Source organism: uncultured Propionibacterium sp. (assembly GCF_963539965.1).
Classification (GTDB): Bacteria; Actinomycetota; Actinomycetes; order Propionibacteriales; family Propionibacteriaceae; genus Propionibacterium.
This window is the reverse complement of the sequence record NZ_CAUTOU010000068.1, coordinates 1-10,917: the sequence shown is the minus strand read 5'-3', so window position 1 is coordinate 10,917 and position 10,917 is coordinate 1. Positions and strand designations below refer to the sequence as shown.

10 protein-coding genes are annotated in these 10,917 nt (G+C 71.9%); 7 read left to right on the top strand and 3 right to left on the bottom strand.

Features of this window, described 5'->3' with window-relative positions; genetic code table 11:
• Both R2N01_RS09795 and R2N01_RS09790 read right to left on the bottom strand, forming a co-directional pair.
• On the bottom strand, positions 1 to 1,004 hold a 1,004-nt coding region (locus tag R2N01_RS09795; protein WP_316670671.1), incomplete at its 3' end, for a protein kinase.
• Positions 1,005 to 1,220: 216 nt separating this feature from the next.
• Positions 1,221 to 2,300 carry a polyprenyl synthetase family protein gene (locus R2N01_RS09790; RefSeq protein ID WP_316670668.1) on the bottom strand — a complete coding sequence of 360 codons (1,080 nt, stop codon included), beginning with the start codon at positions 2,298 to 2,300 and terminating at the stop codon, positions 1,221 to 1,223.
• A 33-nt stretch (positions 2,301 to 2,333) separates the two neighbouring features.
• On the opposite strand from R2N01_RS09790, the gene R2N01_RS09785 reads away from it, so the two are divergent.
• Complete coding sequence (locus tag R2N01_RS09785) at positions 2,334 to 3,260, top strand: methylenetetrahydrofolate reductase (protein ID WP_316670666.1); 927 nt, start codon at positions 2,334 to 2,336, stop codon at positions 3,258 to 3,260.
• 158 nt (positions 3,261 to 3,418) lie between these two features.
• Here R2N01_RS09785 and R2N01_RS09780 read toward each other — a convergent pair whose 3' ends face one another.
• Positions 3,419 to 5,635, bottom strand: coding sequence for a UvrD-helicase domain-containing protein (locus R2N01_RS09780; protein WP_316670664.1), 2,217 nt, complete (start codon positions 5,633 to 5,635; stop codon positions 3,419 to 3,421).
• Positions 5,636 to 5,887: 252 nt separating this feature from the next.
• On the opposite strand from R2N01_RS09780, the gene R2N01_RS09775 reads away from it, so the two are divergent.
• The 6 genes from R2N01_RS09775 to R2N01_RS09750 all read left to right on the top strand — a co-directional run.
• On the top strand, positions 5,888 to 6,289 hold the full coding sequence (locus R2N01_RS09775; RefSeq protein ID WP_316670663.1) for a DUF3040 domain-containing protein: 402 nt from the start codon (positions 5,888 to 5,890) through the stop codon (positions 6,287 to 6,289).
• 354 nt (positions 6,290 to 6,643) lie between these two features.
• Positions 6,644 to 7,081, top strand: coding sequence for a division/cell wall cluster transcriptional repressor MraZ (gene mraZ / locus R2N01_RS09770; protein WP_316670661.1), 438 nt, complete (start codon positions 6,644 to 6,646; stop codon positions 7,079 to 7,081).
• 127 nt (positions 7,082 to 7,208) lie between these two features.
• Positions 7,209 to 8,201 (top strand): 16S rRNA (cytosine(1402)-N(4))-methyltransferase RsmH, encoded by a 993-nt coding sequence (rsmH, locus tag R2N01_RS09765; RefSeq protein WP_316670659.1) that lies wholly within the window; start codon positions 7,209 to 7,211, stop codon positions 8,199 to 8,201.
• A complete protein-coding gene (locus R2N01_RS09760; RefSeq protein ID WP_316670657.1) occupies positions 8,201 to 8,704 on the top strand; it encodes a hypothetical protein in 504 nt (167 codons plus the stop codon). The genes rsmH and R2N01_RS09760 overlap by 1 nt, the downstream gene beginning before the upstream one ends.
• A 143-nt stretch (positions 8,705 to 8,847) precedes the next feature.
• Positions 8,848 to 10,680: a penicillin-binding protein 2 gene (locus R2N01_RS09755; protein ID WP_316670655.1), complete on the top strand. Its 1,833-nt coding sequence runs from the start codon at positions 8,848 to 8,850 to the stop codon at positions 10,678 to 10,680.
• Positions 10,680 to 10,917 (top strand): Mur ligase domain-containing protein (locus R2N01_RS09750; RefSeq protein ID WP_316670653.1); only part of this gene is annotated, 238 nt, incomplete at its 3' end. The genes R2N01_RS09755 and R2N01_RS09750, both read left to right, overlap by 1 nt.

Genomic DNA, 10,917 nt, shown 5'->3' with positions numbered 1-10,917 from the left:
GGGGCGCCGGCGTACTCGCGGCGCCCGGCCCGCGAGGAGAGGCGGATCGGTTCGGTGTCGGCAGGTGCGCCCCTGACGCGGCCGGCCCCCGGCCGGGTGCGGCTCTCGCGCCAGCCGGCCGGGTACATGATCATGGCCAGCGACTCGTCGTGCGTGACGCCCTCCGCCACGGCGGCGCGCGCCCGGCGGACCCTGGTGAGCAGATCGTGGCCGTCCGCCGGGCGGCGGTCGGGGTCACGGCGCGTGCAGGCCACGACCAGTGCGTCCACGTAGTCGGGCACCGGGGCGTGACCGTTGCGGCGCAGCGTCTGCGACGGCGCGGGCACCGACCTGTTGACGTGCGCGTAGGCGATCTGCAGGTTCTCGCCGGTGTAGGGCTTCTCACCGGTCAGCAGCTCGTAGAGCACGATGCCGGTCGAGTAGATGTCGGAGCGGGCGTCCGCATGCGTCTGGGCGACGATCTCGGGGGGCAGGTAGCTGACCGTGCCGATGACATTGCCCTTGGCGACGGTGATCGTCTTGGCGCTGGCGGCTCGCGCCAGGCCGAAGTCGGCGACCTTGATCTGGCCCTTGCCGCCGATGAGGACGTTCTCGGGCTTGACGTCGCGGTGCACCAGACCGGAGTCGTGGGCGGCCGCCAGGGCGGCGGCGACGGGCTCGATGAGGCTGAGGGCGCGCTCGGGATCGAATGGGGCCTCGCGCGTGATCAGATTGCGCAGCGTGCAGCCCTCGACGAACTCCATGACGATGTACGGGCGCCCCTGGTCGATCCCCTGGTCGAAGACTCCGACGACGTGCGAGTCGGTCAGAGCGGCTGCGGCCCGCGCCTCGCGGTCGAACTTGCGGGCGAAATCGGTGTCCTGGGACTCGTCGAGGTCGTCGTGCATGACCTTGACCGCGACGATGCGGCCGAGCCGCAGATCCTGGGCGCGGTACACGGTGGCCATGCCGCCACGAGCCAGCTTCTGCAGGATCTCGTAGCGGTCGTCGAGCACATGACCCATCAAAGGGTCAGCGGTGCCATTTCTGGTCACGGTGTCTGCTCCAAACACGGTCGGGGAAGGAAGGCCGTGCAAGCCTGTGAGACAGTGTAGGGCGTCGGGTCCGAGGGGGCTAACGGGACACCCGCGAATACGAATTCGTTGAAAATCAACATACTTGTGGCGGGGGTGACGGGCCGGGGCGATCCCCGGTGGGCGCCCTACCGGTGCGCGGGCTGCTCAGGACTCGCGGACGAGGCAGGCCCCGATGAGCGCCCCCAGGGCGGTGCGGCCCTCGTCGGTGACCTCGAGCCCGGCCAGGGCGGCACGGGCCCGCTCGCCGTCGGCGGCGATGCGGTGCTCGACGCGGGCGCGGGCGCCGGAGTCGACGAGCAGGGCACGGGCCTCGGCCAGCTCGGCCCCGCTCAGCGGCCGCCCGAGGAAGCCGAGGATCCGCGGGGCGGCGGTCTGGGCCTCGGCGATGAGCACGGTGCGCTTGCCCTCGCGCAGGTCGTCGCCTGCGGGCTTGCCGGTGAGCGTCTCGTCGCCGAAGACGCCGAGCAGGTCGTCGCGCAGCTGGAAGGCGCGGCCCAGCGGGGAGCCGAGCCCGGCCAGCGCATCGAGCATCGGCTGGCCGGCTCCGGCCAGGGCGGCGCCGTACTGCAGGGGGCGGGTGACGGTGTACCGGGCGGTCTTGAACTCGACGACGCGTTCTGCGACGGCGACCGGGTCGGCTCCCCCCATCAGCCCGGCCTCGGCCGCCATGTCGAGGAACTGACCGGCGTTGACCTCGGTGCGCACCTCGTCCAGCACATGGTGCGCGGCCGTCAGTGCGGCGGGGGGGAAGCCCGAGCCCGCGGCGAGCTCGTCGGACCAGGCGGCCAGCAGATCGCCGAGCAGGATCGCCCCGGCGCGCCCGAAGGCGGCCGGCTCGCCGGTGCCGGAGCGCGCGGCGTGGAGGGCCTCGAGCTGGCGGTGGGCGGCGACCAGGCCCCGTCGGGTGCCCGAGCCGTCGATGACGTCGTCGTGCACGAGCGCGCCCACGTGCAGCAGGTCGAAGCTCGCGGCGGCGGCGATGAGCGGGGCCGGATCGGCGGGCTGCCCGGCGACGGCCGCATGGCCCCAGTAGCAGAAGGCCGGGCGCAGGCGCTTGCCGCCAGCCGTGAAGGCGCGGGCCAGCCCGCCCAGCGGCGCGAGCGCCGGCGAGAACCCCGCCAGGCGCGCGCAGGCGTCGTCGAGGAAGGTGCTCAGGCATTCGCCGATGGCGCTGCGGAAGGCCCGGCCGGCCGGGTCGGCGGGGTCGAAGATGCGCGTGGACACGCCCAGAAGCCTAACCGCCGGTACGCTGGGGGCGTGCAACGCGAGTACCGTCCCACCGCAGTGGCCCCGCAGGACCGCTTGGACTCCCGGCCCGACGAGAGCATCGCCGAGCTGCTCGCCCGCGTCGACCGCCCGACGTTCAGCGCCGAGTTCTTCCCGCCCCGCGACGACGAGGGCCAGGCGGTGCTCCACCGCTCCATCGAGCGCCTCGAACCGCTGCACCCCGATTTCGTCTCGGTCACCTACGGCGCCAATGGCTCCAGCCGCGAGCGCACGCTGGGCGCGGTGCGCGACATCCTCCGCAGCACCGGCCTGCGCGTCATGGGCCACCTGACCTGCACCGGCCAGAGCGTCGACGAACTGAGGGCCGTCATCGACGGATACGGCGAGATGGGCGTGCGCCACATCCTGGCGGTCCGCGGCGACATGCCCGGCGGCCCGCTGGTGCCCTGGCAGAGGCACCCCCGGGGCCTGGCCAATGCCACCGAGCTGGTCGAGCTCGTCAAGAGCCGCGGCGAGTTCTGCGTCGGCGTCGGGGCCTTCCCCGACGTGCACCGGGGCTCCACCGCCGCCGATGACGTCAAGGTGCTGTGCGACAAGCGGGCGGCCGGCGCCGAGTTCGCCATCACCCAGCTGTTCTTCCGCCCCGGCGCCTACCGGCGGCTCGTCGAGCGGCTGCGCGCCGCCGGCTGCGGGCTGCCCGTCATCGCCGGCATGATGCCGGTCACCGCCATCGGCCAGATCGACAGGTTCGCCGAACTGTCGGGCGCGCCGCTGCCCGACGAGATGGTCGCCCGGCTGCGGGCCGTCGAGGACGACCGCGCCGCGGTGCGCGGCGTCGGCACGGCCATCTGCGCCGAGCTGGCCCGCGAGCTGCTGGCCGGCGGCGCGCCCGGCATCCAGTTCTTCACCCAGAACCGCTCGGTGGCGACGCTGGAGATCCTGGACATGCTGCTCTGACCGGGGATGCATTCCTCGGCGGGCCTCGGGACGAACCGGGCCCCGGACGGGCGAGGGTTCGGCGTTCCCGCACGTGCCGCCGGATTCGTCGCCGCTGCTGCCATGCGGTTCCTGACGCGCCCGGCGGACCGGCCCCGGACCGGGGTTCCCCCGAGGACTCAGCCGGCCGGTTGGGCCAGCCCCTTGCGCCAGGCGCCGGGGAAGGCGCCGGGAGTGATGTCCAGCGTGACGAGCAGCTGCGTGGGGCGGGTCAGCGCAACGTAGAGCACGCGCGGCCCGCCCGGCGCCTCGTCGACGATCTCGTCGGGAGCGATGACCAGCGCCGCGTCGTACTCCAGGCCCTTGGCCTCCAGAGCCGTCACGACGAAGACCCGCTCCGGATCCCCGAGGTCGAGCGCGGCGATCTCCTCATGGCGCGATGGCGGCACGATGACGCCGACGGTGCCCTCGACGCGGGACGCCAGGGCGGACACCTGGGCCCGGATCTCGTCTGCGGCGCTGTCCGGCGCGCAGCTGAGCAGCCGCGGCTGCTCGCCGGTGCTGCGCACCGCATTCGGCAGGTCCGCGTCGTCCACCAGGCGGCGGATGTAGGAACCGGCCAGGTTCATGACCTCGGCGGGGGACCGGTAGTTCGTCGCCAGCCGGAAGGTGCGCTGCGGGGCGCGTCCGGTCAGATCGCGTACGGCGCGCTCGTTCTGGCCCGCATCGGGGTAGGAGCTCTGCGCGGGGTCGCCGACGATCGTCCAGCTGGCCTGCGGGCCGCGGCGGCGGATCATGCGCCATTGCATCGGCGTGATGTCCTGGGCCTCGTCGACGAGTACGTGCGAGTAGTTCTCGAGCGGATCCTCGTCCTCGCTGCGGTCGGTGAGCAGGTCGGCCACCGTCACGAGCTCGTCCACGTCGGCATCGGCGAACAGGTCCGTCTCGGCCTCCTCGGCGGCCGGGACCGGGCCGAGGACGGCGTTCAACTCGTCGAGCAGCGGGATGTCCGAGACGCTCCAGCCCGGGCTGGGCTGGCCGGAGCCCGGCAGGTAGCCGCGGGCGTGCGCCAGGGACTGCGACAGGACGGCCTGCTCGTCGGGGTCGAGCAGACCGCCGGCGACCTTGGCGAGCACCGACGGCTCGGCCAGGCGGGCGAGCGTCTGCTCGGGGCCGACCAGCGGCCACCAGGCGTTCATGAACATGCGCCAGGCGGCCTGGCCGGTGACCCGCTCGTCGAACTCCTCGCGCCCGATGTCCTCGATCTCGCCCGGGCGGCGCGCGTAGAGGGTGTCGAGCAGCATCTTCTCGGCGCTGGGACGGGCCTGGTTCATGGTGCGCTGGCCGAGCACCCGGGAGCGGATGCCCGCCAGGGTGCGGGCATCGGCCCGCAGGAACTCGCCCCTGACGCTGACCTTGAGCCCGCGCGCCGGCTCGGCCGTCAGCGGCTCACCGGCGATGCGGCGCATCAGCCTGGACATGACTGGAGAGCCCTTGAGGATCGCGGCCTCGGCGTCATCCCGGCGGTCGGTGCCCACGCCCAGCACGTCCTGGGCCACGCGCCCGACGCTGCGCAGCGCCACGGCGTCCTCGCCCAGGCCGGGCAGGACGCGCTCGATGTAGCGCATGAAGACGTCCGAGGGGCCGACGACGAGCACACCGCCGCGCTCGAGGCGCTTGCGGTGCGTGTAGAGCAGATAGGCGGCGCGATGCAGGGCCACGACCGTCTTGCCGGTGCCCGGCCCCCCGGCGATCAGGGTGACGCCCTGGTAAGGGGCGCGGATCGCCTCGTCCTGCTCGGCCTGGATGGTCGCCACGATGCTGCGCATGTGCGCGCCGCGGGCCCGCGACAGGGCCGCCATGAGCGCGCCCTCGCCGATGACCACCAGATCTGTTCGCGCCTCGGCGTCGAGCAGATCGTCCTCGATGCCGATGACCCTGTCGTCGCGGCAGCGCAGGACGCGGCGGCGCACGACACCCATCGGATTCGCGGGGGTCGCGCGGTAGAACGCGGAGGCCGCCGGTGCGCGCCAGTCGATGACGAGCGGCTCGTAGTCGGCGTCGCGCACGCCGATACGGCCGATGTAGCGGTTCTCGTCGCCCTCGCGCAGGTCGAGACGGCCGAAGACCAGGCCCTCGTGCTCCTCGTCGAGGACGGCCAGCCGCTTGGCCGCCTGATAGGCGAAGGCGTCGCGCTCGAACAGCGCCGTGCTGCTCTCCTCGCGCAACCAGTCGGCGCGGTCGGAGGTGAAGCGGGCGCGGGATTCGGCCTCGACGTTGCGCGCCTCGGCCTCTGCCCGCCGGAGGGCTTCGTAGACGCGGTCGACGTGCTGCTGCTCGATGGCCAGCTCGGAGGCCAGGGGCTCGGTGGTGTCCAGATGCTCGGGTTCGCTCAACTGCATTCTTCCTGTAGCGGGGACCGATCAAGTTTACTCCGCCCCGACGAGCGCAGGGATTCGGTCGTACGCGACTCGCCGGCGCTGCCGGTGGCGGCGACCGGACGGGCTCCGGGCCGCCACCGGCAGGGCGGCGCGCCTCGTTGCGGAATCGGACCTTCGAGGCGTTTCCCCGCAGGTGGATCGGGTCATAGACTGGAGACGCAGTCAGTCCATCGATGGGCTGGACGTCTGATCTCAAGGAGGCGCGTGATGCCCCTCTCGAACGAAGAGCAAAGGATGCTCGAAGAGCTCGAAGCATCGCTCATGGCCGAGGATCCCCGGCTCGCCCGCACGATGGGCACGTCGGCGAGGCGACGCCCCGTCGTCACCCGTTCGCGTCGCAGCGCGGGTCTTGCCGGGCTCGGATTCGTCGCGGGCCTGGCTCTTCTGCTCGCCGGCATGCAGACCATCTGGGTCATCAGCGTGATCGGTTTCATCGTCATGCTCGGCTCGACCATCCTGGCGCTCAACGCCTGGAGCGGGTCCGGCAGGACCAGGACCGCGGCCCAGCCGAAGAAGTCATCGTCGGGGCGGCAGCCGGTCTCCTCCGATCCCTTCGTGACCAGGATGGAGGACCGCTGGCGCCGTCGCCAGGACGAGGGCCGCCTCTGATCCGCGTCGTCGGCTGCGCTGTTCAACGGCGAGCGGCGCGGCCCGGCCATGGGCCCCTGCCGGGGCGTCCGGCCAGCCCCGGGTCATCACGACCCGGGGTTTTCTGCGTGCAGGGCCCGGATTCTGATCGCGTCCACGCAACAGGGAGTGGTTCCGGTGAACCCGGTCTATCCCCCCATCCGCCTGCCCGCCCCGCCCCCGGTCCAGTGCGTTCGAGCCGCAGTCCGCGCTGCTTGGCCGCAGCTGTGAATGCGGGTACGGGGAGCTCTGTGTGCATGTTCATGGAGCGAAATGGAGTACTGTGGAGCGCGGTGGAGCAAATGTCCTCAGTCGGGGAGTGAAGGGGGGAGGCCCATGTTCCTGGGAACCCACACCCCGAAGCTCGACGACAAGGGTCGTTTCTTCCTCCCGGCGAAGTTCCGAGACGAATTGGCCGCCGGGCTCGTCATCACGCGGTCCCAGGACCGCTGCCTGGCGATCTACCCGATGGCCACCTTCGTCACCATGACCCAGTCGGTGAGCGCCGCCCCGGCGACGCTCAAGCAGGTCCGAGACTTCCAGCGCATGCTGGCGGCCGGGGCGAGCGATGAGGTGCCGGACAAGCAGGGGCGGGTGACGATCCCGCCGGCGCTGCGTTCCTACGCAGGGCTCGGCAAGGAGATCGTCGTCGTCGGCGCCATCAACAGGGTCGAGGTCTGGGACCGCGCCACCTGGGAGGACTACTCCGCCGCTCAGGAGGACGTCTTCGCCGGCATGAACGGAGAGATCCTCGTGGGCGACGCTGATCGTTGATCCATTGACTGCGGCATGCGGCTTCGGCCCGGGCTGATCCCCTGGCGCACCTTCCCCGGTGCCAGGTGACCCGGCTCGGGTTGGAACCGGATGCCGCAGTCGCACCACCGGGAGGGGGAAGGGCGTCATGACTGAACCGGCCGTCCGGGCCGACCTCGCCGCCATCCACATCCCGGTGATGGCCGGCACCGTCGCCGACTACCTGGCCCCCGCCCTCGATCACCCCGGCGCGGTCTACGTCGACGGCACTGTGGGCGTGGCCGGGCATGCGAGCCTCATCCTCGACCGTGATCCGCAGGCCGTCCTGATCGGCATCGACCGCGATGCCGACGCGCTGGAACTGGCCGCCCGCCGCCTGACGCGTTTCGGGGACCGCGTCCGCCTGGTCCGAGCCCGCTTCGACGAGCTCGAACGGGTCCTGGACGAATCCGGCGCCGAGCGCATCGATGCCATGCTCCTGGACCTGGGCCTGTCCAGTCTGCAGGTCGACCGCACCGACCGCGGCTTCGCCTACCGGGTCGACGCCCCGCTCGACATGCGCATGGACACCCGCGGCCCGCTGACGGCCGCCGACGTCCTGAACACCTACTCGCCCGCTGACCTCGTCCGCGTCCTGCGCGAGTACGGCGAGGAGCGCCAGGCCCGGCGCATCGTGCAGACGATCGTCGACGAGCGCGAGCGCGAACCATTCGCCACCTCGGCCCGCCTCGTGCGGGCCATCGCCGGCGCCCTGCCGTCCGCGGTCCGCGCCGGGCAGGGCGGGCATCCGGCCCGTCGCGTCTTCCAGGCGCTCCGCATCGAGGTCAACGGCGAGCTGGACGCGCTGTCGGGCGTCCTGCCCGTCATGCTGGACCGCATGGCGGTGCACGCGCGTGCGGCCGTCCTGGCCTACCACTCGCTCGAGGACCGCATCGTCAAGCGGGCCTTCGCCGGCGCCGCCAGCGATTCCGCGCCGGCCGGCCTGCCCGTCGTCCCCGAGCCCCTGCTCGCCCGATTCTCACTGCTCACCCGCGGTGCCCAGCGCCCCACGGAGGACGAGGTCGGGCAGAACCCCCGCGCCGCATCGGCACGACTGCGCGTCATCGAGCGCGTCCGGCCCGCCGGCGGGGGTGAGCGCTGATGGCCCGCCGCAGTCCGCGCCGCGCGCGCCCGCGCATCGTCATCCCCGACGGCCACGGCGGACGACGCCTGTCCAACGGCGCCTTCGTCCTGTCGCTCCTTCTCCTGCTCGGCCTCGGCCTGGGCGGCGTGCTCGTGCTGAGCACCCGGATCCAGGAGCAGCAGACCCAGCTCGAGAAGCTGCAGGACCAGGCCGAGCAGGCCTCTTACCACGAGGCGGCGCTGCAGGGCGAGGTCCAGAAGCTCAGCGCCACGAACTCGCTGGCCAGGATGGCCGCGGTCCTCGGCATGGTGCCGAATACGAATCCCCTCATCATCCAGATGCCCGGCGGGGCGAGTTACGGTACGCCTGATCCGATGGACGGCACGGAGATGCCCGGCGTCGCCGTCGCGCCCGCCGAGAGCTCCTCGGCGAGCCCAACGGCCGGCGGCGCGGCCGGCCCGTCGTCGGCCTCGTCCTCGTCGGCGCCCGGGACCGCCCCGAGCGCCCAGGCAGGTGGCTGATGGCCTCCTCCGACCGTTCCCGTCCTTCCCGTCCCGGCCCGTCCTCGGGCCGCCGGAGTTCCTCGCACGGGTCGCCGGCGCACTCGTCCTCTCATCCGCGCGGCTCCTCGTCGAGGCGGCGGTCCGGGTCCGGGGCCCTGCGGGTGCGCCTGAGCTCGACCACCCGTAGGCTGCGCTTCGCCATGCTCGTCATGGCCGTGGTCATCACCCTGCTGGCCGGACGGGCCTTCCAGCTGCAGGGACTCGACTCGGCCGCCAACGCCCAGGCGGCCGCCGAGAAGATGACGCACACGCGCACCATCAAGGCCACCCGTGGCTCGATCCTCGACCGCAACGGAGAGGTGCTGGCCAGTACCCAGCCGGCCGTGAAGGTCATCGCCGACCCCACCTCGATCAGTGTCAACGGCTACAACGCCGACAACCTGACCGACCAGCAGGCCGCCGATCTGGCCGAGCGCACCCCGCACCAGATCGCCGAGGTCCTCGTCAACTTCCTCGGGGGCGCGACCGCAGACTACCTGCCGGCCCTGACCAGGACGACCAACGACGACGGCTCGGCCGACCAGTACGAGGTGCTCGCCGAGAACGTCAGCGCCGACACCTACGAGCAGCTCCTGCAGGCCCTCGACCAGGTCGTCGACGTCGTGGGCAACAAGGGCCTTTACGGCATCACCAGCGAGAACGACCCGATCCGGGTGTATCCCTCGGGTACGCTCGCCTCGAACGTCATCGGCTTCGTGAACTCCGAGGGCGACGGGGCGGGCGGCTTCGAGTACTACGCCGATGCGCAGCTGGCCGGGACCGATGGCTTCGAGCAGTACGAGTCGGGCCAGTACGGGCGCATCCCGTTGGCCGACAACACCCTCAAGCAGGCGACCAACGGCATCACCTACACCCTGACGATCGACTCCGAGCTCCAGTACGCGGCCCAGCAGCTCATCACCGCCCAGGCCGCCGAGTACAACGCGCTCAGCGGTACGACGATCGTCATGAACGTCAAGACCGGCGAGCTCCTGGCGATGGCCACCACGCCCGGGTACGACTCGAACGCCCCGGGCAGCGCCGCTGCCGACGACCTGGGCAACCGTGCGGTCACCGAGGCCTACGAACCGGGCTCGGTGGCCAAGGTCTTCACCAATGCGGCACTCTTCGACCGGGGCCTGGCCGATCCCGACACCAAGGTCGAGGTGCCCGCCGCGCTCGCCTCCGGGGACGGGCGGATCCAGGACGCCGACAAGCACGCGGACACGAAGTACTACACGGCGCGCGGGGTCTTCTACCACTCCTCGAACATCGGCTCGGCCCTGCTGCTGCGCCAGATGGACACCGCCGCCTACCAGCAGTACATGACCGGCTTCGGCTTCGGCTCGGCCAGCGGCATCGAGCTGCCCGGCGAGTCCGAGGGCTACCTGCCCGATGCGACGATGGCCGACTACACGCGCGACAACATGGCGTTCGGCCAAGGCTTCTCGGCCAACGCCGTCCAGATGACCGCCGCACTCGCCGCCGTCACCAATGGCGGCGTCTACCACCAGCCGACGATCATCTCGGGCGCGGCCGATGCCGACGGCAATGCGGTGAGCCTCCCGGCCAAGAGCTCGCGGCGGGTCATCTCGGAGCAGGCCAGCGCGCAGGTGCGCGACATCATGGAGGCGGTCACCGCCGGCGGCACCGGCCAGGCGAGTCGCATGATCTCCGGCTACCGCATGGGCGGCAAGTCGGGCACGGCCCAGATGATCGACCAGGGGACCGGCCAGTACGACGCGCACCGTTACATGTCGTCCTATGTGACCGTCGCCCCGATCGAGGACCCGCAGATCCTCGTCTACACCGTCCTCGAGGTGCAGGACCAGTACGGCGGCACGGTCGCCATGCCCACTTCCCGCATGCTGATGTCGATGGCGCTTCCGCGCTACGGTGTTCTCCCGAGTGCCGAGGTCCCGATCGACACCGAACCCTTGGAGTACGAGCCGTGATGAGTACAGCTGTGCCCGCCGGCGGCGAACGCGCCCTGCGCCCGTCCGTCGTCCCGCCTCGGAAGCTGGCCGATCTTGCGGTCGGGCTCGACCTGCGCGTGCCGGCCGGTGCCGGCGCCGTGGCCGTGGGCGACATCACCCTCGACTCCCGGCAGGTCGGCCCCGGCTGCCTGTACGTCGCCCTGGCCGGCACCCGCACCCACGGCGCGAACTTCGCCGCCCAGGCGGTCCGGGCCG

Bases quoted from the DNA above. Each gene is read 5' to 3' on its own strand.
- R2N01_RS09775 (WP_316670663.1), top strand. From the start codon at position 5,888: ATGCCCCTCTCGAACGAAGAGCAAAGGATGCTCGAAGAGCTCGAAGCA.
- rsmH (WP_316670659.1), top strand. From the start codon at position 7,209: ATGACTGAACCGGCCGTCCGGGCCGACCTCGCCGCCATCCACATCCCG.
- R2N01_RS09760 (WP_316670657.1), top strand. From the start codon at position 8,201: ATGGCCCGCCGCAGTCCGCGCCGCGCGCGCCCGCGCATCGTCATCCCC.
- mraZ (WP_316670661.1), top strand. From the start codon at position 6,644: ATGTTCCTGGGAACCCACACCCCGAAGCTCGACGACAAGGGTCGTTTC.